We start from the raw sequence: 25,053 nt of genomic DNA on the forward strand, positions 1-25,053 counted from the left end.
AGATAATTCTATCTAAGCGCTATTTTCCTCAGGTTATCAAGCATGTCTTCACAGATGTCTTCCAGATTGAACCGAGCCTGCCAGTTCCAGTCTTCCCGGGCTACAGAGTCGTCTATCGAATTGGGCCAGCTATTCGCAATAGCCTGGCGATGGTCGTTTTTTAAATAGGTGACTGTTAGCTGCGGGATGTGTTTTCTGATTTCACGGGCAAGCATGGCGGGACTAAAGCTGAGGCCGGCAATGTTGTACGCTGATCTTGTAGTCAGTTTTTCAGCAGGTGCTTCCATCAGTTCCAAACTCGCACGGATGGCATCCGGCATATACATCATTGGGATCTGCGTGTCGGCCCGCAGAAAGCATTCGTATTCCCGCCGTTTAATTGCTTCGCGAAAAATATGAACAGCATAGTCGGTGGTTCCGCCCCCCGGTTCTGCCTTCCAACCCATCAATCCGGGATACCTGATGCTTCGAACGTCCAAACCGTGTTTTAAATAGTAGTACTCGCACCAGCGTTCTCCCGCCAGCTTGCTGATGCCATAGACGGTAGATGGATCCATAACACAAAACTGAGGGGTGTTGTGCTTGGGTGATCCAGGGCCAAATACCGCAATGGAGCTCGGCCAAAAGACCTTCGCTGTCTTAAATTCGACAGCTAACTCCAGTACATGAAGCAGCCCATTCATGTTGAGTTCCCAGGCTACTTGCGGCCGTTGTTCACCAACTGCAGATAGCAGGGCAGCGAGATGAAATACCTGTGTGGGCTTGTGCTTTTTAAACAGTGCTTGTAGGGATGCCTCCTGGAGTACGTCACCATGTTCGAAAGGGCCATCGTGCCGATGGGCGAAATCCGGGTCCTTTATATCGCAGGCTATGATGGCACTTCCTCCATGAATAGTCCGAAGTTGTTCAACGAGTTCAGTGCCTATTTGGCCGTTGGCTCCAAAAACCAATATTTTCTCCTGCATAATGATCGTATACACATCTAACGGGAAATTTGGGATTGTGTTTAAAAGAGCGGCGAATCAAAAACATTGCATCGGGAGCGACCATTGGGAGATAATAAAGCCTGGTCGACCTCGTTAATAATGGAAATTGTGATAAGGTTTAGGTTGCCCGGATGTTTCTCATAAACGCCGGGCTTTTTTGTTCTGATCGTGTCGCTGTCGTTTATCCCCTAGAAGGGAAATCAAGGATTTAATATTTTTTAAAAACGGGCATACTAGAGCTTACTGCACGCCGTTTATGATAGAAATTGTGATAAGGTTTAGGTTGCCCGGATGTTTCTCATAAACGCCGGGCTTTTTTGTTTTGATCGCGACCGTCGTTCATCCCCGGAAGGGAAATCAAGGATTTAATATTTTTTAAAAACGGGCATACTAGAGCTTGTGAGTCACCGTTTAGGATGGAAATTGTGATAAGGTTTAGGTTGCCCGGATGTTTCTCATAAACGCCGGGCTTTTTTGTTTTGATCGCGACCGTCGTTCATCCCCCGGAAGGGAAATCAAGAATTTAATATTTTCTAAAAACGGGCATACTAGAGCTTGTGAGTCACCGTTTAGGATGGAAATTGTGATAAGGTTTAGGTTGCCCGGATGTTTCCCATAAACGCCGGGCTTTTTTGTTCTGATCACAACCGTCGTTCATCCCGGGATGGGAAATCAAGAATTTTAAATTTTTAAAAAATGGGCATACTAGAGCTTGTGAGTCTCCGTTTATGATGGAAATTGTGATAAGGTTTAGGTTGCCCGGATGTTTCTCATAAACGCCGGGCTTTTTTTATTTCTTCAGGCTCCGGGCTTCTTACTGCATTTTGCCCGCCAGAACGAAGCTCTTCCGGTACTTTTTCGAAAAGCCGTTCAGGTCAAAGACCTCGAGATAAAGGGTGTAAATTCCTAGCTCTGCTCTTGAATTCGACTCATTGATTCCATCCCAGATTAGAGAACCTTCAAGTGCCAAGGTTGAGTTTTTCGCAAGCCTTTTTACCAATACTCCCCGGTCATTAAAGATGCTCGCATTGGCTACCTTGCCCGACTCCGGGAATTTATAGTTGATCAGGAGCGCATCTTCAAACCCATCATTGTCTGGGGAGAAGGTTTCGGATTGGAGCGATACCTCAGCATCCGCTGCGGTAGCCGGAACAGCCTGGGAGTTTTTATAACCAGGGGTAGCGAAGCCCACACTTGCCGCTGCGGACCGGAAGTTTCCTGGTTCATTTGCTGCTATTCGGAAGCTTACCCGTTCCAGTGAAACCCCTTCCGGCTCCTTGATTAAGGGGAAATGCATCTTGTCGTGATAGCTCAGCTGGTCAACCACCGTTTTTCCTGACAGCAGTATCGCTGTCCCTGCATCATCATTGAATGCTGGCATCGAGGACATCTTTAGCAGAGCATCGGCTTTAGCACCCGGGTATTCGGTACGGATCTTTTCGGGATCAGTCGTTAACACAATGTAGCTCCCTGGTTCTAGCAGGAGGGTAGACGAGCTCACCGGCCTGATACTGTTCAGGGTGTCCTTTCTGATGGTCGCAATTGATAATTCCTTTAAGTCCAACGCTCCCTCCGAGTTGTTGTAAATCTCCAGAAAATCTACTCCTTCAGCCCTGGGGTTAAACAGGATCTCGCTGATCTGCAGATCGTTTTTCTGAATTTTGTTTGGGATGAAGAACTCCAGGGCGTTTTCGCCAGGCTGGATTTGTATTCCGGCGCAATCACTGATGTTTCTGGTAGTAAGCAAATAAGTTTTTCCTCTGGCTATTTGGCTAAAGCTTAACTCGGCTTTTACGAACTCGGGAGCAATCATCCGCAGGGCGACCGGCGAGCCAAGTCCGTTGTTAACCTGAAAGTTTTCTATTCTGGTGCTCAGTAAGCTGTCTACAGTCCGGTTAAAGAGGACTGTCAAAGTAGTACTATCTTTCATCGCCACTTCTACTAAAGTCAGTGGATCCGTACTGCTCGCTTTTTTATAGATCGAATTTCGCTTGCCCGGCGTACCTCCTGTAGCATCAGTGCTGGCGCTCCAATTTTGGATTCCTTTGCAAATTCCTTCCGGATCAATTTGCTCCAGGCTCCAACCACCTGCCTTCTTTTCCGGGTGTTGATACCAGCTATCCCGATACGCTAGAGAGTCGATAGTCCTACCGGCTGAACTGACTATCTTGAGCACATCGCTAGCGTTATTCAGCGAGGGCCAGGGACTTATTCCCAGTACTTTGCCAAATTTTTTGAATTCAGCGGTGTCAGCCTTTGCACAGAGAATCAAATACTCATCCGGCTGCACCCGGTAGTCGGGCAGCGTGGCAGCGGTCGTTGCATCACTAAACTTCCAGTTCTTCAAGGAAATTACCTGTACGGAGTGGTTCCAAAGCTCGACAAACTCCAGGGCCGGCAAATCCACCTGAGGGGAAGGATCTGCCAATAGTTCATTGATCACCAGGTCTCCTTTTTGAGCCTGGTAGGGTTGAACGTAGGTGAACTGGATGCGGTTATTTCCCGCAATTACATTGCCGTTTTTATCGGATAGGTTAGTTGCAGTAATTGTGTAATTGTCCGTCTTAAACGGGGTGGCGTAGGTAAGCAAGTACCGTTCTGCTCCGATTATCGTTACGGAAGCAGGGTGGCCGTAACCCTTATCGAGGTGGTAGCTAGACGCAAGGTTTGCCGTGGCTTCCAATAGCGGCTCATCAAACAGCATTTCGATCGTATTTTCTCCGGTTACCAGAGCAGAAAGGAGTTTGGGAGGAGCGGTATCAGTAAGGAGTGGCTCGACTTTAAAATCATCAAAAAAATGCTTCTGAAAGAAGCCTGAGGTGGATTGCTGAACTAAAAGACCGAAGTATTTAGAGCTGGTGAAGCTTGCATCTGTAGCGGTTCCTTCCGAAACAAAAGTACTGCTTGTGCCTGTGACATCGCGTTCGAGTGTAAACATGTTGGATGCGGTTCTGCTAACCCTCACCCGGATCCGGTTGTTGCTGGTACTGGCAACTATTCCGTCAGTTCCGTCAATTAGTTTGACATTTGTACTTGCGGCGCCGCTGCGTTTGTACAAGCTTATCTCATCGCTGGTATTCCCAATTCTCACAAAATAACCATTGATGCTGGCGGATTGCAGATTTCCCTGGTCAGCAATCAGGTAGACGTCTACATAGTTGGAGCCAGAGGTAGCAAATTGAAGATTACAATAAAACTCCCAGACGCAGGCACTCGCCAGAGTGTTAGGGGTACTTAGGTAAAAGCTGCTGTTGGCATTTGTGGAATTGGATCGCAGCTGATTGTTAACAACGGTAAAATCGTTTTCTGAGTTGCTCCCTGACCATTGCGGGTTGCTTTTAAAATCTCCATCTGAAAAATTGTCATTTACTTGTGATAAGGCAACTTTCGCAAAAAAGATGAGGGAAAAAATTAAACATTTTTTCATCTTTGCGGAATTTAAAAATTTAAATTACAAATATTTAAGAACAAAAAGAAAACATGAAAGTCGCAGTTGTAGGCGCTACGGGCCTTGTAGGTTCGGTGATGTTAAAAGTTTTAGCAGAGCGCAATTTCCCGGTAAGTGAATTGATTCCAGTAGCATCAGCAAAAAGTGCTGGCAAGGAAGTTGAATTCAAGGGAAAGAAGTACAAGGTGGTTACCGTGGACGATGCAATTGCAATGAAACCAGACGTAGCATTGTTTTCTGCAGGTGGCGGTACATCTCTTGAACAGGCACCCCGTTTCGCAGAGGCAGGTGTAACAGTAATTGATAACTCTTCGGCATGGCGTATGGATCCTACCAAGAAACTGGTAGTTCCGGAAGTAAACGCCAATGTACTAACGGCGGAAGATAAAATTATTGCAAACCCAAATTGCTCGACCATTCAAATGGTAGTGGTTTTGAAACCTCTTCATAAGAAATACAAAATCAAAAGGGTTGTCGTGTCGACGTATCAATCTGTAACTGGTACCGGTGTAAAAGCGGTAGATCAGTTGATGAACGAGCGTCAGGGAATCGAAGGGCCAATGGCTTATGCGTACCCTATCGACCTGAACGTTATCCCTCAAATTGATGTATTTCAGGATAATGGCTACACCAAAGAGGAGATGAAGATGATCAAGGAAACTAACAAGATCATGGGCGACGATTCTATCCGTGTTACAGCTACCACTGTACGTATCCCGGTAATGGGAGGTCACTCGGAAGCAGTGAACATTGAATTTGAAAACGACTTTGACCTTGCTGAGGTACGCAGTCTGCTGGAGCAGCAGGAGGGGGTGATCGTAGTAGACGACCCTGCAAATGCAAAGTATCCAATGCCTAAAGATGCGCACGAGAAAGACGAAGTATTTGTAGGACGTATTCGTCGCGACGAGTCTCAGCCAAACACATTAAACTTGTGGATCGTAGCAGATAATCTGCGCAAAGGAGCTGCTACCAACGCAGTACAGATCGCAGAGTATTTGCAAAAACAAGGACTATTAGGTTAGTCCTAAAAAAATAACCAAAAGCGACAGGTTCCAGGATCTGTCGCTTTTTTTGTTTTGAAACGCCTGTTTAGCCCGGTGTAAGCAGCAGGATGTCCCCTTAAATGCAAGAAGGAAAGTTCCGCCTTATCGCTGCCCGACGGTCACTTCACAGACTAAAATCCTTATTAAACTGTTATACTTGGTATAATGAAACACACCCTTCTACTTCTATTTGTCGCATTTTCACAGCTGTTGGTGGCGCAAACGCTTCAGAAAAAAATAGCGGTTGCCTACTCCGTTCTTGAAAACGATCCACAATTGAAATACGGTCTAAGTTCACTCACCGTACTTAATGCCGAAACGGGTGAGGTTATTTTTTCCAAAAGTGGATCGGTAGGATTGGCTCCTGCATCTACATTAAAGACAGTCACGTCCATTGCGGCTTTTAATATTTTGGGTAAGGATTACGTTTGGGAAACTACTCTCGGCTACAACGGAGCTGTTGAAAACGGTACCTTAAAAGGTGACCTCATTCTTACAGGCGGCGGCGACCCCACCCTCGGAAGCGATCGTTATGCCCAATCGAAGGCGGAGGTGCTGTTGACGCGTTGGGTGACGGCAATAACACAGGCAGGTATCAAAAGAGTTGAGGGACGTGTGGTGGTTGAAGACCTCTTATTTGGGACACAAACGATCCCTCAGGGCTGGATATGGCAGGATATCGGTAATTATTACGGCGCCGGCGCAACCTCTGCAAGCTGGCGGGAAAATGAATTCGGTGTACGTTTTAAGGCCGGAGCGAAAGTGGGCGAGCCGACACAATTGACCAGCACTCAGCCAAACATTTCGAATGTGAAGATCTTAAACGAAGTGAGCACCGGGAGGCCGGGTAGCGGCGACAATGTGTACGCTTATTCTTCTCCTTATTCTGATATTATATATGTTCGCGGTACCTATGGTATCGACCTGAACAAAACCATCATGCTTTCTATTCCTGATCCGGCCAGCCTGTTAGCAGAAGAGCTGAAGGGAAAATTGACGGCGGCGGGGGTAACAGTTGCGGGTGTTGCCACTACCACGAGAAAGCTGAGCGCTGAGGGGAAAGCGATTCCCGCCCCCTCGAAGATCCTGAACACGTATTCCTCTCCGACACTTTCGCAGGTGATCTACTGGCTAAATCAGAAGAGTTTAAACTTGTATGCGGAGAACATTTTAAAAACTATCGCTTTAAAACAAGGGCGCAAAGCCTCTTTTCAGGAAGGGGTAGAGGCCGTGAAGTTATATCTCAGCAAAAAAACAGGCGTGGATGAGGCCAGTATGTCTATCCTCGACGGCAGTGGTCTTTCTCCTGAAAATCGTATCACCACCATGACGCTTGCGAGGATTTTGCGATCAGCGAGAAACGAACCCTGGTACAACAGCTTTTATGAGAGCCTTCCATCCAATAATAACATGAAGATGAAGAGCGGCAGTATCAGAAATGCCCTCTGCTACGCCGGTTATGAAAAAAGTTCGGCGGGAATACCACTCACCTTCAGCATAATTACCAACAATTACGAGGGAAGCACATCTGCCATCAAGCAAAAGATTTTTAAAGTGTTAGATAGTTTAAAGTAAGTCGATTACCTTTAGTAAAATTATCTAAATTAACGAATGAAGGAAATTTTACTAGCGGCCTTGTTTCTATTGCAGGCTTTTAGCGTTTTCTCGCAAACGGTTACGCCAAAGTCCTCTACAGCAAGTTCTTCACTAGGTCGTGATAATTATCTTCCAAACACTGTTATCGTAAAATTTAAGACTAGTCCAGCCCAGCGCTCTAAAACCTTATCCCTTGGTCCTGATATTCAGCTTAAATCTGCTAGCGTAGAAAAAGTGGAGCAGAAATTTCCGGAGGGTCAAAAATCCGACAAGCGAACCCTGCAGCGCGAAGACAAGAGTGGCCTCAGTCGGATATATGAGTTGAAATTCACCGGAGCAACGGTAGAGCAGGTAATAGAGGAGCTCTTATCGGATCCTAACGTGGAGTACGCTGAACCCAGCTTCATTCGCCGCACCTATTACACGCCGAATGACCCCGCCTTTCTTAATAATCTTCAAAACTCCCTAACCAGGATTAATGCGCCGCGTGCCTGGGATTTGATCAGAAATGCCGCCCCGGTGATCCTCGCCATCGTTGATTCGGGATCCGATTTAAATCACCCTGATCTCTCCGCTAATATCTATTACAACGTTAACGACCCTGTCAATGGAGTAGACGATGATGCAGATGGTTATACAGATAACTACTGGGGATGGGATTTTGTGGGAGCTACCGCCACAAATTTGAGGGAGGATAACAACCCGAACGTGACCAATGCTGCTAACGATCACGGAGTGCATGTGAGCGGTATCGCCGGTGCTGTCACTGATAATGCAAGGGGAATGGCAAGTGTTTCTTTCAACACGGCACGGCTGCTTATTGTTAAAGTAGCGCCAGACGATGCGGGAACTGATATTTACCGGGGGTATGAGGGGATTAAGTACGCTGCCGATCATGGTGCGAGTATCATCAATTGTTCATGGGGGGGCGAAAACAGGAGTCAGTATGAGCAGGATGTGGTGAATTATACCATTAACAAGGGCTGTTTGATAGTAGCTGCGGCCGGAAACAGCGGAGGAGAAACACCACAATATCCCGCGGGATACGAAGGAGTATTGGCTGTTGCTAACGTGGAGCTTAACGATCAGCGTTCGGCCAGTTCCAACTATGGACATTACGTCTCCATTTCGGCTCCGGGAGCAAATATCTACAGCACCACCGTGAACAATAGCTATACGCAGAAAACTGGAACCTCTATGGCTTCGCCTCTGGTTGCCGGTGCTGCTGCCCTGGTGAAAGCGTACATGCCTCATCTGTCAATGCAGCAGGTGGGGGAGCAACTCAGAAGTACGGCTGACAATATCGATGATCGGAATGAGCTTTACGCAGGTCGTTTGGGCAAAGGCCGGCTAAACGTATATCGGGCCTTAACGGAGAGCCCGCCCTCTATCCGGCGTCAGGACCTGACCTTCGTTGATAAGGGGAATGGGACTTATCCCGCGGGCGATACAGTACGCATCCTTGCGGATTTGAAAAACTTTTTGCACCCTGTTACTAATCTGCAGGTTCGCCTCGTCAGCACAAGTCCTTACGTAGAAATTACCCATAGTCAATTCATTGTGCCTTCTCTGGGGCAGTTGCAGACTGTGGATGACGTAGGCCCCTTTAGAGTCTATATCAAACCTGAGACGCCGGACAATACCACTGTGGAATTTCGCTTGGAGTATTTGGCCAATAACGGCACCTATACAGACTTCGAGAGTTTCCTGCTCGTCGTCGCTCGTGATTTTATCAATTTGAGGACACCTCAAATCGCGTCTACAATAACCAGCATCGGCAGGATTGGATTTTTAATCCCAGGAATTGATGATGGAACTTTGGGTTTCAGATATCAGGACAGCCAACTATTGTACGAGGGGGCTTTGATGATCGGCACTTCAGCATCCCGTGTTTCCAATAATGCCCGTTCTGAGGATGAAAGTTATGATGATCATTTTGTGAAAGAAATAAAGGTGCAGGCTACTTCGGTCGACGGAAGACTTGAAACGGTGTCCCTTTTTAATGATAGCGGAAGTCCCAATCCCCTTAACATAGATGTGCGCCAGCGCTCCTACGTTTTTTCCGACATCGATAAGCAAAAGTTCCTGATTACAGAATACGAGATTATTAATACTAACAATACCAATCTGAACAATGTCTTTGCGGGCCTGTATACCGACTGGGATATTGAAGGCGGTGCCACGAATGCCACTCAATACATTCCGGCATCGCGTCTGGCTTATGTCTATGACAAGAAGGATAGCGGCCTTCCATACGCTGGCGTGAAGATCCTAACAGAAGAGCGGCCGCCCGTTTATTACCCACTATCTTACATGCTGGCTAATGATCCGCTGAAAGAAGACTTTACAATAACAGAAAAATACCTTACGCTATCCAGCGGTGTGGAGTCCACGGGACTGGGACATACCACTACGAACGGCCTTGACGTTTCATTTGTGTCAGGTAACGGCCCGTACTTCATCCCTGCGAAAGGCTCAGTTAAAGTCGCTTTTGCCCTTATCGGGGGTGACAACCTGGAAGATTTGCAGGCAAGTGCGACAACTGCGCAGCAGGTCTACAATGCCTTAAATCCCGGCCAGCCTATGCCCGATGTGAAGGAACTTGCAATAAGCAGTTATCCCAATCCAATAAGCGACAACTACACGCGGGTAGTACTATCGCTTCCGGAAGAGGGGACAGTTTCGCTGGATCTGTATAATGTTTTAGGGATGAAGGTGCAGAATCTGATCAAGGACGAACGGTTCCCAAAAGGGGTATATGCTTCTTCATTTGTGCTTAAAGATGTTGCCAGTGGGATGTACTTTCTTCGCCTGCGCTATAATAATACAATTAAAACCCACAAGGTGAGTGTTTTCAGATAGGAGTTTTATTGTTGAAACAGGGACGGCAGCGAGGCTCGTAACTTTCTTTTTCTCCCAATAAGACTCTGGTATCGGTAGCTACCGTGCGATAGGAAAAACTGGCAGGGGCTCCACATTGAACACATACGGCATGTACTTTCGTGATGTCTTCTGCAATTGCCATAAGCGCTGGCATCGGGCCGAAAGGCTGACCTTTAAAATCCATGTCCAGCCCCGCGACAATTACCCGGATCCCTTTGTTGGCCAATTTAATGCAGACTTCCGGCAATTCATCATCGAAGAACTGCGCTTCGTCAATTCCAACTACCTGGGCATTTCCACTTAGTAACAAGATAGCTGACGAATTTTCAATGGGGGTAGAGGGGATAGAGTTAGCATCGTGAGAAACTACTGCTACTTCATCGTAACGGGTGTCTGTTTTAGGTTTAAATATTTCTACGTTCAGCTTCGCTATTTGAGCCCTTCTTAACCGTCTGATCAATTCTTCTGTTTTCCCCGAAAACATAGAACCACATACCACCTCAATACTGCCCCGCGGGCCATTATACGACCGAAAATGTAATTCGCTGAATAGCATGCTCCCCCAATTTCTCGGGACGAATATCAGAATTTAATACTACTTTTGATAACACTTTTACCAACACACACCCGGTTTAACCGTTATATATTTCATGATGAACAAGAAAGAAATTTTTAAAAAAATCGGCGGAATTATAGCAGAGCTTACAGAGCAGTATCAATACTTGTCTGAGAATTTGGATCAGATAAACGATCTGGAGCTAGAGCTGTTCTCTGCTAATTCTGATTTTCTTGCAGAACATGTGAAGGTGTTGAAAAAGCTGAATTCAAACCAGTCGGTTGAAACGGCTTCAAGGGCTCCGGAGCCGGTTCGTGGTACTGTCGCTGATACACCATCGGCAGGTAGTTCATCTCAACCGGAGACGGAAGCACGCCCGAAACCAGCGGAGGTACAAGTAGATAAAGCTGCCCCGGAAGCTAAAGAAGAGCCGGTAATTTCAAGGCCGCTGGCCGAGCCGGAGAGGGTTGAAGAGTATGTGGAGGAAGTGTTGCCCGAGATACAGGAGCAGTCTTCGCCCGTGCAGCACGAAGAGAAGCCGGAACCTGGTTCGTCGGCGCCAATCGAAGTGGCACCCGAGCCGGTTGTTGCAGAACAAAAGCCAGAACCAGTTGCTCCAGCACCTATAGTGAACGAGGTGGTGATCCCTGAAAAGGTAACCAATATTGTGGTGGAGGAACCGAAGCCAGTGGCAGCCTCACCGCAGGCGGCAGCACCGACGCTCAATGACATCATCTCTGCTCAAAGGTCCCAACAGTCTTCTTCTGCTTTAAATTTCAATACGCAACCGGTTAAAGATCTGAAGTCTATTATCAGTTTAAACGACAAGCTGTTGTTCATAAAGGACCTGTTCAACGGCTACAGCCTAGCCTATAGCGAGGCTCTTGAGCTATTAAATCGCTTTGATTCGTTTGCTGCGGCCGATAGTTTTCTGAAAACTAATTATGCGGTAAAAAATAATTGGTCGGCAAAGCAGGAAACAGTCGACAAGTTTTATGAATTGTTACAGCGGAGGTTTGCTAAATAATCCCCATCCTGTTGGAGTCTAACTTTAGCAGGATGAACAACAAAATCGTAAAGCTCCACAATGAAGATCCCCCATAACTTAAAAAGGGCAGCGGAATACCAATTACCGGAACAAGTCCTATCGTCATCCCAATATTAATGAAGAAGTGAAAGAAGATGATGGAGGCGACGCCGTACCCATAGATCCTCGAAAAGGGCGAACGTTGCCTTTCGGCGATGTTGACAATCCGGATCAGGAGCGTTAAGTATAGACCTATCACTACTAAACTTCCTATAAATCCCCACTCTTCGCCCACAGTGCAAAAAATAAAGTCAGTGCTTTGTTCGGGAACGAAATCATACTTCGTCTGCGTTCCCTGCAGGTATCCTTTACCCCAAAGTCCCCCGGAGCCAATCGCGATTTTTGACTGGTTGAGATTGTACCCCTGTCCCCGCGGATCATCAATTTTGCCCAAAATCACATCGATCCGGTTTCGCTGATGCGATTGCAGCACACTGTTGTAGGCAAAATCCACGCTGAAAATAAATGCAATGGAAACAAGCACGCCGATGGCAAGAGTGGTAATCAGTGCTTTTGTGCGGCGCGAAAAATACAATATCAGACCCGCTACAAGTAGAACGAGCCCAATCAGCAAAGCCTGGTTTATTAACAGCGACAAGATAAACAGGATTATCATCAGTGCCCCAATTACCAGGAAGTAGCCTGAAAGTCCCTCACGGTATAATACAAAAACCAGAGAGGTGAAGGTAAGCGCCGAACCGGTATCTGGTTGCAGCATGATCAGTCCCATTGGTATTAACAGAATGATTGCACAAACTACCAGCGTTTGCAGATCATTTAGCTTCATGTTGATAGAGCTGAGATATTTCGCCAGCAGCAAACAAGTGGAGAACTTGGCGAATTCAGAGGGCTGCAGCCGGAAACTCCCTATCGGTATCCAGGCCTGATTTCCACCTACATTTCGCCCAACAATCAGTACGAGAATGAGTAGTAGTAGGGTAACGCCGTAAAATACGGGAGATACAGCACTGAAAAACTTGCTATCCATAAGCAGGATAACAATGCCAAGAACGAGTGCGCTGAGTATGAAGAAAAATTGCTTACCGTAGTTGGTATCCATGTCGAGGATACTTGGATTAGCCGGATCGTAAACAGCTGCATGGATATTAAACCAACCAATAATACAAAGCAGAAGGTATAAGAGGATTGTTATCCAGTCAACGTTGAAGAATAAACTTCTTTGATTGTTCATCAGTTTAATTAGCTTTTGTATTAGCAGAGCTTACCGTATCCTTCTTTTTACTTCCTGCACTATCGGCTTTTGCAGAGATCTTGATCTTGGGCTTATCCTGGCCGGGAAGAAGATTTTTTGTTAAGAAGTAATCCACCACGGCCCGCGGTCTTGTTACCGTATCCCGGATGTATTTCTCGGCCATGAAACTTGCAATCGGTGCCGCCCATGATGACCCGAAACCAGCATTTTCCACCACCACCGCGATCGCAATTTTTGGATTATTACGTGGGGCGAAGCCGAAAAATACAGAATGGTCTTTTCCATGTGGGTTCTGCACCGTTCCCGTTTTACCGCAAAGCTCGATACCTGGTATCATGTTGACTGCAAAATTCGCGGTTCCGCCAGGTTGATTCACAGCCCGGCTCATACCTTCCACAACTATGTCGTAGTATTTCGCATCAATCCCCGTATGATTCTTCTGGGTATACTCTTTTTTGATAACCTTTTTCTCACCGATGGCCTTGATAAGATGCGGCTTGTAAAAAAATCCCCGGTTAGCTACGGTTGCCGCTACATTTGCCATCTGAAGCGGGGTAATACCCAGCTCGCCCTGACCTATCGAAAGGGAGATATTGAAGCCGGAGCCCCATTTGTCACTTTTCCAGCGTTTGGTGTACAATTCATCGGTTGGCAACAAGCCCTTACGCTCATTCGGTAAGTCAATGTCGAGCCTTGATCCCACATTAAATTTAGCTACCGCTTCTCTCCATCGCTTATATCCATTAACGGGACGCATTCCCGAACGATCGATCATATTGCTATAGACATAGCCATAATAGGTATTACAGGAGTACTGGAGCGATTGCGCCAAATCCACCGAACCGTGCACGTGGGTACAGCGCATTAAACCTCTTCTTCCGAAACGATAACCGCCTCCACAGAAATAGCGCGTCTCGGGTTTTGCCTGCCCAAATTGTTGCGCAATTAATGCATTTATTACTTTGAAGATAGACCCGGGAGGGTATTCCGCCTGGATAGGCCGGATGAACATCGGCTTGAGAGGATCTTTGTAGAGCTGAACAGAGTTTTTAGAACGTTGTCGCCCTACCATCATATTCGGATCGTAAGTCGGGCTGCTGACGAACGCAAGAATTTCTCCCGTAGCTGGTTCGATCGCCACAATGCTGCCGATTTTGTTATTCATCAGCTTCTCACCGAATTTCTGGAGATCTCGGTCAAGGGAGGAAATCAGTTTATCTCCTGCAACGGCAAGCGTGTCGTACTTGCCATCCGCATAGTGGCCTTTTGGCCTGTTGAAGGCGTCAACCATCAGGTTTAGCACGCCACGCTGTCCCCTCAATAACTCCTCGTATGATTTTTCTACACCGGTTTTTCCAATATAATCGCCCGGGCGATAAAAACCCTTGGATTTCTCTATATCCTTATCATTCACCTCGCCGATATAGCCGAGAAACTGTGCTGCAATGCTATCCGGATACCTGCGTACAGAACGGTTCTGCACATAGAACCCGGGGAACTCGAACAGCCGCTCCTGAAAGGTTGCAAAGGTTCTTGCTGAAATCTGCTTTTCAAAAACCGAGGACCTGTATGGTGAGTAGTTGCGGGCTTTATCAAATCGCTTGTGAAACCCGGCTTTGTCTATTCCTATCAAGCGACAAAACTCTAAAGTATCAAAAGGCTTTACTTCATTAGGGGTGACAAGAAGGTCGTAAACCGGCTCGTTCTGAACCAGTATTTTACCTTCCCTGTCCAGGATGATACCTCTGGCAGGATAGATAATTACCTTACGGAGTACGTTGTTATTGGCAGATAAAAAATAGCTTTTATCAATTACCTGGATATAGAAAAGACGCAGCAGAAGTACCAGAGCAACTACTATAAATATTCCCTGGATGACAAACCGGCGTTGAAAAAAACTATTCATTAGCGTTCTCTCTTACGGAAGAAGATAAACTCCGATATGATTATTAAAAGTACTGTAAACAGAGAACTTAAAATAATCCGAATTAGTGTATAACGGATGTCGGAAAAACTAAAAGACTCGAGCAGGAATAACGTCGTATGGTGAAACAGGGTAAGAATGGATGCATAAAAGAAAAACCACCTGAAACCCATTATCCCCAATTTTGGTTCGGGTTCAGTTTCCAGTCCCTGCTTTTGCACCGTTAGCGCTATAAAGATGGTCCTTACGAAAGCCAGCATAGTGCAGGCAGCGGCGTTAACGCCCAACGTGTTGTAGAAGGCATCAACAGTTAATCCGGTTAAAAACGCAAGCGGAAACAGCAGCCAGTTGGGTGTTTCAAAAGGCAATAAAAGAATGAAAAGAATGTAAAGAAATGGATTTGCCAGGTTGTAATACCCGATGTTCTTTAACAGGAAAACCTGGATAAATACCAGCAAAACAAAGCGTATTAAATTGGTAAAAAGTATCCTGATCATTTACTTGGTTTTGGGGCCTCTAACTGAAGTTTCTCCAGAGCCGAAAAATTCTTCACAACATATACGTACTGTAAGGTAGAAAAGTCTGTACTTAACAGTACTTCGATGTCCAGAAAGCTCTCACCGCCTTTTACGCCCGTACGCATGATCCTGCCAATGGGAAGTCCGCGAGGGAAAAGTGTAGAAAAACCGGAAGTTACAACATGTTGTCCTCTTTTCACCTTCACATGGTTCGGGATGTCCTTCAGAATAGCCATTCGGGGATCATGATTCTCTTCTCCCCACACCAGAGAGCCAAAAGCATTGTTCTCAGCAATCGAAGCACTTATCCTGGTATTGCTGTGCAGCAGCGACTGTATCGTAGCATAGTTCGCCGAAACATCCTTTACGATCCCCACAACTCCTGATGCTGAAATTACTCCCATCCCTTTTTCTATCCCATGTCTTTTGCCTCGGTTGATGGTAATGAAGTTGTCCCCGAGGTGAATAGAATTATTAACCACTTGGGCTACAATGTAGATGTATTGTTGCTTCAGGACGGTATCCTGCTTTGTTCGCACATCTACACTATCGCTGTAGAAAGCATTAGGTAGCTGACTTTTCAGGCGGGCGTTCTCGGCCGCTAAGCTGTCATTCACCACCGCCAGGTGCAGATAACTACGCAGGTAATGCATCGTTTCGTACGCTTGTCCAATTAGTTGATTGGAGGAGTTTAATACACTCGCGCGTTGAAAAGAGTTGTAAGTGACGAAAAGACCTAACGAAGTAACAAAGAAGATTACAAAGAGAAAAAATGCGTTGTACTTACTTATAAAAAGCCATAGGTTACGCATGTTTTTTAGGGTTGGATGTGAGCAGGAGGAGAGCTTTAATAGATCTTCTCCTGCTGTGCATCGATGTTATTGCATTAAAAATTTGAAGTTCCCGATATTTTTTAGTGCTGTTCCAGTTCCGCGAACAACAGCACGAAGAGGGTCTTCTGCTACATGGACCGGAAGTTTCGTTTTAGCAGCTACCCGTTTGTCAAGGCCTCTGAGAAGTGCCCCTCCGCCTGTTAAATAAATACCGGTTTGGTATATATCGGCTGAAAGCTCCGGAGGAGTAATTTCCAGCGCTTTCAATATCGCTTCCTCAATTTTGGAAATTGACTTATCCAGGCAGTGTGCAATTTCTGTGTATGATACGGTGATCTGCTTGGGCACGCCCGTCATCAAATCTCTTCCCTGTACCGCAAAATCTGCGGGCGGATCTTGTAGTTCAGGAAGTGCAGCCCCTACTTCAATTTTGATTTTTTCAGCAGTACGCTCACCGATCATAATGTTATGCTGACGACGGATGTATTGTACAATGTCGCTGTCGAAATTGTCTCCGGCAACACGGATAGACTGATCGCATACAATACCTGACAGCGCAATTACCGCAATCTCCGTCGTACCACCACCGATGTCGATGATCATATTTCCCATCGGCTCTTCCACGTCAATGCCGATACCAACCGCGGCTGCCATTGGCTCATGTATCAAATAAACTTCTTTAGCTCCGGCAATCTCCGCAGAGTCGCGTACGGCGCGTTTTTCCACTTCAGTGATCCCTGAAGGAATACAGATCACCATTCGAAGCGAAGGGAAGAACCATCCTTTTCCGTTGTTGATCATTTTGATCATCCCACGGATCATGTGCTCGGCAGCATTGAAATCAGCGATAACACCATCTTTTAAGGGACGAACGGTTCTTATATTTTCGTGGGTTTTTCCTTCCATTTGCATTGCCTGCCTGCCAATCGCAATCACTTTGTTGGTGGTACGATCAAAGGCTACAATTGAAGGTTCGTCTACTACTACTTTATCGTTATGTATAATTAAGGTATTTGCAGTACCGAGGTCAATAGCAATTTCCTGTGTAAACCAGTTGAATAAACCCATTTAAGAGATGTTATAAGTTCTGAAAAAGTACGCAAAGTTAACGTCTTTTTTCTAATACTATTACATGTTGCTTATTTTCCCAAAAGCGCTCTGGCAATAGGGGTGTAATACAAAAACATCTTACGGTTTCTGCCGCAAGATGTTTTGTTTTTGTCTTTTATTTCTAATGTTTGAAGTGACGTACTCCGGTCATTACCATGGCAATGCCTTTTTCGTTTGCCTTGTCAATGGAAAGCTGATCTTTGATAGAGCCTCCAGGTTGTAGAACCGCTGTAATGCCAGCCTCTGCCGCAATTTCGACACAGTCAGGGAAGGGGAAGAAAGCGTCCGAAGTCATAACAGCTCCGGTAACGTCAAAGCCAAATGTCTTAGCTTTTTCAAGCGCTTGTCTCAGTGCGTCAACCCGTGATGTTTGTCCAACGCCACTAGCCAGCAACTGTCCGTCTTTGGCTAAAATAATGGTGTTGGATTTAGTGTGTTTAACCAGTTTGTTGGCAAAGAACAGATCTTTTAGTTCTTGCTCCGTTGGTTTTTTCTCTGTTACCGGATTCATTTGCTCAGGACCCTCAATTTGAGCGTCCTTATCTTGCTCAATCACTCCATTAAGTAAGGTCTTGAATAATTTTTTCGGAAGCTCAACCGGCTTTCTCTGCAACAAGATGCGGTTTTTCTTTTCAGTAAGTGTCTGTAAAGCTTCTTCGCTGAATGAAGGTGCTATTAGGACCTCAAAAAACAGATTGTTTATTTCTTTAGCTGTCGCACCGTTCACTTCACCATTGCAGATAATTACACCACCAAACGCAGATACCGGATCGCAGGCTAAGGCATCTTTCCAGGCTTGAGTAAGATCTGGCCGGGATGCAACACCACAAGCATTGGTATGCTTCAGGATCGCGAAGGTTGGTTCCTCAAATTCGTCGATTAAAGCAACCGCTGCATCAATGTCCACTAAATTGTTGTAAGATAGCTCTTTTCCGTTCAATTGAGTAAACATGGCTTCCAAATCACCGTAGAAATAGCCCTTTTGATGCGGGTTTTCTCCGTAACGTAAAGCACGCGATTGTTGCTCACTCTGCTTGAATATATGCAACGGACTTTCCTGATTGAAGTAGTTGAAGATGGCCGTGTCGTAATGTGAAGAAACGTTGAAAGCTTTTTTCGCAAACTCCTTCCGCTGTTCAAGACTGGTAGATCCCTGGTTTTCCGCCAGAATCTCGTAAAGGGCAGTGTAATCATTCTTAGATGCGATGATTACAACGTCTTTAAAGTTTTTTGCAGCAGCTCTGATTAGTGAAATACCGCCAATGTCAATCTTCTCAATGATCTCCTGTTCGCCAAGGCCGGCCTTAACAGTCTCTTCAAATGGATACAAGTCTACAATCACCAGGTCAATTTCCGGGATCTCGTATTGCTCCGCCTGTGCTTTGTCTTCTGCCAGATCTCTTCTGGACAAAATTCCGCCAAACACTTTTGGGTGTAACGTTTTCACCCGACCACCCAAAATTGAGGGATATCCTGTTAAATCTTCTACCGGAACAACCTCACAACCTAAATCCCGGATGAACTTTTCTGTTCCCCCTGTAGAGTAAAAAGTTACTCCAAACTCATTCAGTTGTTTGATTAATGGTTCCAGATTGTCTTTGTAATAGACTGAAATTAAAGCGTTTTTTATTTTAACAGGATGGCTCATTGAGTGATTTTTTGAAGGCGCAAAGATAGAAATTTCGAATGAAAATATTTTTTTTGTTGGAAATTGTCACTTATCCGAATGATTCAGCGTCAAGCCTGGTATTAATCACAATTAACAAATTAAAATGATGAAAAAATTGTTTCTCTTAACAATTCTCCTGGCCAGCCTTACAACAGCAAGAACCTTTGCTCAGGGAGCTAGCAACACGATCAAAATTAACCCGTTGAGTGCCCTTTTTCGCACGGGGTCTGTTTTTTATGAACACAAGGTTTCTGAAAAGGCTTCAGTTCAGCTTGGCGCGGCTTTTACCGGCTTAAAGATAGACGATACTCGCTTTTCAGGGTTTTCTATTACGCCAGAATACCGTATCTATCCTAAAGGAAACGCATTAAGTGGACTATATGTCGCTCCTTACGCCCGCTACCAGAATTTTTCGGTGAAGGATGAAGAGGCAAAAGGATCGTATTCTTCGATAGGAGGCGGGCTTTTGGTAGGAAGACAGTGGGTATACAATAGCGGATTCACTCTTGACCTGTTCTTTGGTCCTGCCTATAATGCAGGGAAAATAAAAGCCGAGGCAGGTAGCGAAGAGCCGGAAGTGAAAGGGTCAATTGATGGTTTTGGCATAAGAACCGGGATTCTTATCGGCTTTGGGTTTTAATAATAGCTATTCTTCATAAAAAAAGCTCCGAAAGGAGCTTTTTTTATATCGTCTTCATTTTTTTAAGGAGTTGTTCTATCACTTTGGGATAGTATTGGTGCTCCAGCTGCTGGCCTTTAAATTTGATCATCTCCAGATCGTCCCCATCTTCTATCCTGAACTTGGCCTGGTGTATTACCTCGCCCTCGTCAAAGTGCTCGTTTACGAAATGGATGGTAATTCCCGATTCTTCTTCTTTATTTGCAAGGACAGCGTTATGAACAAAGTCGCCGTACATGCCTTTGCCCCCATACTTGGGTAGCAAAGCAGGGTGGATATTAATGATTTTATTAGGAAAAGCTTTGAGAAGGTTTTCTGGGACTAACCATAAAAACCCCGCAAGTACAATTAAGTCGACCTCCAGGCTTTTCAACAGATTCACTACAGACTCCGTTTTGTAAAATTCGTACCTGTCGAAAATATGGGTGGGGATTTCAAAATTATCTGCACGTTGCAGCACGTATGCATCTGGATTGTTTGTCAAAACAAGAGCAACTTCTGCTTCATTATGCTTTTTGAAGTGCTCCATAATCTTCTGGGCATTAGAACCGGATCCAGAGGCGAAAATTGCTATACGTTTCTTTAAGTGCATATTTTTTTCTTACAACCAAAGATATTATTTTCTTGAAAGAGGCCAATATTACATTTAAAATCTCTCTAAACAAATTGAATTTGAGGATGTACTAAGGTTTGAAACTACCTATTGAGAAACTAAAATGTAGAGTTATGCCTAATTTAAGTAATCGAAACATTGCCATTCTCACTGAAAATGGCTTTGAAGAGGAAGAACTAACAAGCCCGATGCAGGCCCTGCAGGAGGCAGGTGCAACAGTCCAGATTGTTTCACCTCAGAGAACTACCGTGCGGGCAATGAAGCAACACGATTGGTCGATAGAACTACCGGTAGACCGCCACATTTCCGAGGTTAGCGTGGATCAGTTTGATGGATTGGTATTACCTGGCGGCGTTTTCAACCCCGATCAGCTTCGTATGGATGAGCAGGCGATCAGCTTCATCAAAGCTTTTTTTGAGGCTGGAAAACCTGTAGCTGCTATTTGTCACGGACCGCAATCCCTGATCACAGCGGATGTCGTTCGCGGCAGAAAAATGACATCGTATCCGTCAATTGCCGTTGATCTGACCAATGCCGGTGCTCAATGGACAGATGCCGAAGTAGTAACAGATCAGGGCCTGGTAACAAGCAGAACGCCGGCGGATCTTCCTGCCTTCAATAAAAAGATGTGTGAGGAATTTGCAGAGGGCGTACATGCGGGCCAGCACGCCTAGTCAGGTTCTTTTTACAGAAAAGAGAGCCATCCTTTGCGCGATGGCTCTCTTGCTTTACATATTTGGCATAAAGACCGCTCGCATGCAACTGTCAGCTTTGTCGTTGAACATCGCATAAGCATCAGGCCCTGCTTCAAGAGGCATGGGGTGGGTAAGGAGGAAGGACGGATCTAGCCTGCCTTCCTGTACCAGGTTCATCAAAATCGGGACATACCGCTGGCCATGCATTTGTCCGCCCCGCATGCTCAGGCCTTTGTTCATTAGCACGCCCATAGGAAATTTGTCGATCAGGCCTGCATACACCCCAACTACAGATATCGTTCCTCCCTTTCTGCAAGCCATAATGGCCTGCCTAAGCACCGCGGGCCGGTCAGATTCCATCCGCAGGACCTGCTTCGTTTTGTCGTAATATTGCTCTATCCCAGTGCTGCGAGCTTCCATTCCTACGGCATCGATACAAACATCTGGTCCGCGGCCTCCTGTCGCCTCTTTCAACGCTTCCAAGATATCAGTTTTTTCATAGTCGAGTGCCTCAGCGCCGCTATATTTCGCTGCTGCCTGAAGGCGATAATCAAATCTATCGATTGCGATAACCTTGTCGGCACCCATCAGATAGGCGGTTTGCATTGCCATTTGTCCAACGCCGCCAGCTCCCCAGACAGCCACTACGTCTCCAGGCTTTATATTGCCCATTTCCGCCGCCATGTAACCCGTTGGCAGGGCATCGGATAGAAAGACTGCTTTTTCATCAGGGATGTCTTCCGGAATAACAAAAGCTCCGTTATCCGCAAAAGGTACCCTTATATATTGAGCATGGCTTCCCGCGTATCCTCCAAACAGATGAGAGTAACCGAAGATGCCGGCAGTAGAATAGTTGTATACTTTCTCCTGCATGATCGCGTGCGGGTTACTGTTATCGCATAATGACCAGGTTCCGCTGTTGCAATAATGGCATTCTCCACATCCTATCACAGATACGATCACTACCCTGTCGCCCTTTTTTAACTTTTGGACATCTTTTCCAGTCTCCACAATTTCGCCCATAAACTCATGGCCGATGATGTCTCCTTCGCGCATGGTGGGGACGAATCCATTATACAGATGGAGGTCTGAGCCGCATACGGAACTCATTGTCACCTTCACGATTGCGTCCCGGGGATTTAGTATCGTCGGGTCTGGTACGGTTTCTACTCTCAGATCTTTTATTCCATTCCAGCATAAAGCTTTCATACGGTAGTTTTTAGGTTACGTGGGTAATTATGTCGATTTCCGGTTCTTTAAGATGCCCGTCAGTCCCTGCCTGAAGGCTGGCCTGCAATGGTAGGGACTTCACCTGCTTCGATGTATTGTTTGAAGTTCCTGACGTCTTCGCGGATGATGTTTTCTACCAGGGGTGTAAAAAGCTTCGCCACTCCCGAACCCAGGCCGCCACCACCCATATTGTAGCTGAATACCACCTGTACTTCTGTCCCCCGGCCCCCCGGCGCATCTCTGAACTCTACCTTCCCGGCATTGTTAATAGTTGATCCCTCTACAGATGACCAACCGATAAACTCGTTTTCGCGCTCTTTTACAATTGCGGCGTTCCAGCTAAGGGCCGGCGTATTCTTCGAGAACTTTGCTTTCCAATGAGAGTATTTCTCGTCTTTTTGTTCCACCGATTCCAGGTGCCGCATAAACAAGGGAAGATTCTCCAGTTTACGCCAGAACTGGTAGACTTCTGCTCTTGGCTTGTTGACTGTAAAGTACTGCTTAATATTTACCGCTTCTGATTTTGCTCCATCTGTGCCGATTTGTTCGTACACCGGACAATGTCCGCTCACCCCTCTCGCAATTAAGGCAAAACCTCCTACTGCTTTCGAAATGGCTGTGACGGGATTTCGGCCTACGGAACGCAATCCGCTGTACAGCAGAAATGCGCCGCCTGCCACGGAAAGAATCCTCTCGGTAGTTTTTACATTGATATAAGTGCTCTTTTTTGGCATACGGGTATGATCTTTACCCGTATTCTTGTACATATCAGGATAAATTATTGCCATGTTTTTCCAGGTTTTTAAAATCAAAACGCCTAAGAAGCTAAGGGGTTTGATTTTTAGAAAAGATTCTTTCTGCTATCAGTCTTTTAGTGCTTGAAAATTTACCTTTGCAGAAATCGTTTACTGTGAAATTTTATTGGACAATCCTTCTATCGTCTCTCCTCCTTTCGATCACCGGCCAAGCGCAAGTAAAGCACGACAGCTCCTCTCTAAAGGAAGTTGTTATAAAAGCCTATTTCACAGATCAGCCCCTTTTAAGAGCTCCTTCCAGTATTAGTGTAGTTTCTTCCGCGACTTTAGCCAACCACGCTCCTGGCTCACTGGTGCCGGCACTTAATACAGTCCCGGGGCTGAGGATGGAAGAACGCTCTCCCGGAAGCTACCGACTGTCGCTTCGGGGTAGTTTGCTTCGTTCACCCTTCGGCATCAGGAACGTAAAGACTTATCTTAATGATTTTCTCCTTACGGATGCTGGCGGAAATACGTATTTGAATGTGTTGGATGCTGCCGCTGCCGCTCGCATTGAAGTGCTGAAAGGTCCCGAAGGCAGTGTTTTTGGCGCCAATTCAGGAGGAGTGATTGTGATCAATACAAATGCCGGGCGAATTGATTCAGGTTCCCTTTCGGCAAGCCTTATGGGCGGCTCCTACGGAATGTTTCGGGAAAGCCTTAGTTTGACCGCCGGTAATGAAAAGCTGAGTTGGAACGTGCATCAGGCTTTTCAAAGGGCCGAAGGCTATCGGGAAAATAGTGCCTTAAATCGCAAATATGTGCAAGTTGCACCAGAATGGCATTATTCAGCAAAAGGGAGAGTAAGGGCGCTGGCCTTATTTTCCGACCTTAACTATCAAACTCCAGGTGGTCTAACACTGCAGCAGTACGAACAAAATCCCGAACGGGCACGCCCCAGGGCTGGAAACTCTCCGGGAGCCATTGAACAACAAGCACAGATCTTTAATCAAACGCTCCTTGGCGGACTATCACATCAATACAATTTCTCTGAAAACTTCCGTCACGTGATTGCGCTCACCACTTCCCGAACCGATTTTAAAAATCCCTTTATTACCAACTTTGAGGTACGCGACGAAGGAAGTGCAGGAGTAAGAAGCTATGTGGAGTATAAAAATACCAGGGCATCTCAATTAAGTATTCAGGTGGGAGGGGAGCTGCAAAGTTCTTATACCGGCATCAACAGGTTTGATAATAATGGGGGCGAGCGGGGATCAATGCAAAAAGCGGATGACCTGAAAGCTAGCCAGGGCTTCCTCTTTACGCACCTGTCGCTATCGCCCGTAAAAAACTTACTTCTGGAATCGGCACTCAGTGTTAACAAGTATCAGTACCGGTTTTCCAGTTCTTTTCCAGCGGTGTTAGCTGCGACGGAAAGGCGCTTCGACCTGGAATGGATGCCACGTTTCGCCCTGTCTTACCTCGTCAACAGTGCTTTCGCTCTACGAGCATCCATAAGCCGGGGATATTCGGCTCCTACTTTGGAAGAAATCAATCCATCTCCAACAACCGTTAACACAGACTTACAGGCAGAGAAGGGCTGGAACCGGGAGCTCGGCTATCGCTTGTCGCTCTTCAACAATCGGCTTTACTGGGATGCGGTTGTCTTTTACTACAACTTGCAGGATGCTATCGTTCGTGGAGTGGAAGCTAATGATAACACCTTTTATCGGAATGCCGGCGGTACTAAGCAGCGGGGACTTGAGTCTGAACTGGTCTGGAGCCTCTTACCCTTTCGCCCCACGTCCTTTATTCAGGATGTCCAGCTTCGCAACAGCTATACGTATAGTCATTTTAAGTTTGACAACTACCAGCAGGGCACCGATGATTTTTCCCGCAACTGGTTAACAGGAGTTCCCAGGCATGTAATAGTGACTTCCGTCGAGCTTGGGCTGCCGTCGGCTATTAGCCTCTTTGCGCAACATAATTATACTTCGAAACTGCCTCTTAACGATGCGAATTCCGTTTACGCCGAGGCTTATCATCTCATCGATCTCAAAGCTAGCTATGGGAGAAATATCAGGAGAAGCAAGGTTGAATTTTTCCTTGGGATAAATAATTTGCTGAACCAGCGGTACAGTTTGGGTAATGATCTCAATGCTTTTGGCGGAAGATATTTTAATGCTGCGGCTCCACTGAACGTTTATGGCGGGCTAAGCTATCGCTATTAACA

General features: G+C 46.0%; 19 protein-coding genes. 7 read left to right on the forward strand and 12 right to left on the reverse strand.

What is annotated here, in order from left to right; all coding sequences use genetic code 11:
- Window positions 1-8: 8 nt before the first annotated feature.
- Together J4N23_RS14305 and J4N23_RS14310 are read right to left on the reverse strand one after the other, a co-directional pair.
- On the reverse strand, window positions 9-965 hold the full coding sequence (locus J4N23_RS14305; RefSeq protein WP_207428325.1) for an NAD-dependent epimerase/dehydratase family protein: 957 nt from the start codon (window positions 963-965) through the stop codon (window positions 9-11).
- An 835-nt stretch (window positions 966-1,800) separates the two neighbouring features.
- Window positions 1,801-4,413 (reverse strand): lamin tail domain-containing protein, encoded by a 2,613-nt coding sequence (locus J4N23_RS14310; protein ID WP_207428266.1) that lies wholly within the window; start codon window positions 4,411-4,413, stop codon window positions 1,801-1,803.
- Between the two features lie 53 nt (window positions 4,414-4,466).
- Between J4N23_RS14310 and J4N23_RS14315 the strand changes: the two genes are divergently transcribed.
- The 3 genes from J4N23_RS14315 (at window position 4,467) to J4N23_RS14325 (ending at window position 9,938) form a co-directional block, all read left to right on the forward strand.
- Window positions 4,467-5,459 (forward strand): aspartate-semialdehyde dehydrogenase, encoded by a 993-nt coding sequence (locus tag J4N23_RS14315; RefSeq protein ID WP_207428268.1) that lies wholly within the window; start codon window positions 4,467-4,469, stop codon window positions 5,457-5,459.
- 186 nt (window positions 5,460-5,645) lie between these two features.
- Window positions 5,646-7,055 carry a D-alanyl-D-alanine carboxypeptidase/D-alanyl-D-alanine-endopeptidase gene (gene dacB / locus J4N23_RS14320; RefSeq protein ID WP_207428270.1) on the forward strand — a complete coding sequence of 470 codons (1,410 nt, stop codon included), beginning with the start codon at window positions 5,646-5,648 and terminating at the stop codon, window positions 7,053-7,055.
- Between the two features lie 36 nt (window positions 7,056-7,091).
- A complete protein-coding gene (locus J4N23_RS14325) occupies window positions 7,092-9,938 on the forward strand; it encodes a S8 family serine peptidase (RefSeq protein WP_207428272.1) in 2,847 nt (948 codons plus the stop codon).
- Here the strand turns inward: J4N23_RS14325 and J4N23_RS14330 are convergent.
- On the reverse strand, window positions 9,931-10,515 hold the full coding sequence (locus J4N23_RS14330; RefSeq protein ID WP_207428274.1) for a thymidine kinase: 585 nt from the start codon (window positions 10,513-10,515) through the stop codon (window positions 9,931-9,933). The genes J4N23_RS14325 and J4N23_RS14330 overlap by 8 nt on opposite strands.
- A gap of 94 nt (window positions 10,516-10,609) precedes the next feature.
- Here J4N23_RS14330 and J4N23_RS14335 point away from each other — a divergent pair, with 94 nt between their 5' ends.
- Window positions 10,610-11,542, forward strand: a complete 933-nt coding sequence (locus J4N23_RS14335) for a hypothetical protein (RefSeq protein WP_207428276.1) — start codon at window positions 10,610-10,612, stop codon at window positions 11,540-11,542.
- Here the strand turns inward: J4N23_RS14335 and rodA are convergent.
- The 6 genes from rodA to purH all read right to left on the reverse strand — a co-directional run bounded on the left by rodA (window position 11,535) and on the right by purH (window position 18,848).
- Window positions 11,535-12,794, reverse strand: coding sequence for a rod shape-determining protein RodA (gene rodA / locus J4N23_RS14340; protein WP_207428279.1), 1,260 nt, complete (start codon window positions 12,792-12,794; stop codon window positions 11,535-11,537). The genes J4N23_RS14335 and rodA overlap by 8 nt on opposite strands.
- A 4-nt stretch (window positions 12,795-12,798) precedes the next feature.
- Window positions 12,799-14,721 carry a penicillin-binding protein 2 gene (gene mrdA / locus J4N23_RS14345; protein WP_207428280.1) on the reverse strand — a complete coding sequence of 641 codons (1,923 nt, stop codon included), beginning with the start codon at window positions 14,719-14,721 and terminating at the stop codon, window positions 12,799-12,801.
- Window positions 14,721-15,236 (reverse strand): rod shape-determining protein MreD, encoded by a 516-nt coding sequence (locus J4N23_RS14350; protein WP_207428281.1) that lies wholly within the window; start codon window positions 15,234-15,236, stop codon window positions 14,721-14,723. Before J4N23_RS14350 ends, mrdA begins: the two co-directional genes overlap by 1 nt.
- On the reverse strand, window positions 15,233-16,069 hold the full coding sequence (gene mreC, locus J4N23_RS14355) for a rod shape-determining protein MreC (protein WP_207428282.1): 837 nt from the start codon (window positions 16,067-16,069) through the stop codon (window positions 15,233-15,235). Before mreC ends, J4N23_RS14350 begins: the two co-directional genes overlap by 4 nt.
- Window positions 16,070-16,135: 66 nt before the next feature.
- The gene (locus tag J4N23_RS14360; RefSeq protein WP_207428283.1) at window positions 16,136-17,158 is read right to left on the reverse strand and encodes a rod shape-determining protein; all 1,023 of its coding nucleotides are present in this window, start codon (window positions 17,156-17,158) and stop codon (window positions 16,136-16,138) included.
- A gap of 163 nt (window positions 17,159-17,321) precedes the next feature.
- Window positions 17,322-18,848, reverse strand: coding sequence for a bifunctional phosphoribosylaminoimidazolecarboxamide formyltransferase/IMP cyclohydrolase (gene purH, locus J4N23_RS14365; protein WP_207428284.1), 1,527 nt, complete (start codon window positions 18,846-18,848; stop codon window positions 17,322-17,324).
- 124 nt (window positions 18,849-18,972) lie between these two features.
- On the opposite strand from purH, the gene J4N23_RS14370 reads away from it, so the two are divergent.
- A complete protein-coding gene (locus J4N23_RS14370; protein ID WP_242689241.1) occupies window positions 18,973-19,509 on the forward strand; it encodes a DUF3575 domain-containing protein in 537 nt (178 codons plus the stop codon).
- Window positions 19,510-19,552: 43 nt separating this feature from the next.
- On the opposite strand, the gene purN is transcribed toward J4N23_RS14370, so the two are convergent.
- Entirely contained in the window at window positions 19,553-20,140 is a 588-nt protein-coding gene (purN, locus tag J4N23_RS14375; protein WP_207428285.1) for a phosphoribosylglycinamide formyltransferase, read from the reverse strand.
- A 134-nt stretch (window positions 20,141-20,274) separates the two neighbouring features.
- On the opposite strand from purN, the gene J4N23_RS14380 reads away from it, so the two are divergent.
- Window positions 20,275-20,835 (forward strand): type 1 glutamine amidotransferase domain-containing protein, encoded by a 561-nt coding sequence (locus tag J4N23_RS14380; RefSeq protein ID WP_207428286.1) that lies wholly within the window; start codon window positions 20,275-20,277, stop codon window positions 20,833-20,835.
- Window positions 20,836-20,889: 54 nt separating this feature from the next.
- On the opposite strand, the gene J4N23_RS14385 is transcribed toward J4N23_RS14380, so the two are convergent.
- On the reverse strand, window positions 20,890-22,065 hold the full coding sequence (locus tag J4N23_RS14385) for a zinc-dependent alcohol dehydrogenase (protein WP_207428288.1): 1,176 nt from the start codon (window positions 22,063-22,065) through the stop codon (window positions 20,890-20,892).
- Between the two features lie 59 nt (window positions 22,066-22,124).
- Window positions 22,125-22,874, reverse strand: coding sequence for an SRPBCC family protein (locus J4N23_RS14390; protein ID WP_207428290.1), 750 nt, complete (start codon window positions 22,872-22,874; stop codon window positions 22,125-22,127).
- Window positions 22,875-22,996: 122 nt separating this feature from the next.
- On the opposite strand from J4N23_RS14390, the gene J4N23_RS14395 reads away from it, so the two are divergent.
- On the forward strand, window positions 22,997-25,051 hold the full coding sequence (locus J4N23_RS14395; RefSeq protein ID WP_207428293.1) for a TonB-dependent receptor domain-containing protein: 2,055 nt from the start codon (window positions 22,997-22,999) through the stop codon (window positions 25,049-25,051).
- Window positions 25,052-25,053 lie beyond the last annotated feature (2 nt).

The organism is Pedobacter sp. SYSU D00535, assembly GCF_017355855.1.
In the GTDB taxonomy this organism is placed as follows: Bacteria; Bacteroidota; Bacteroidia; order Sphingobacteriales; family Sphingobacteriaceae; genus Desertivirga.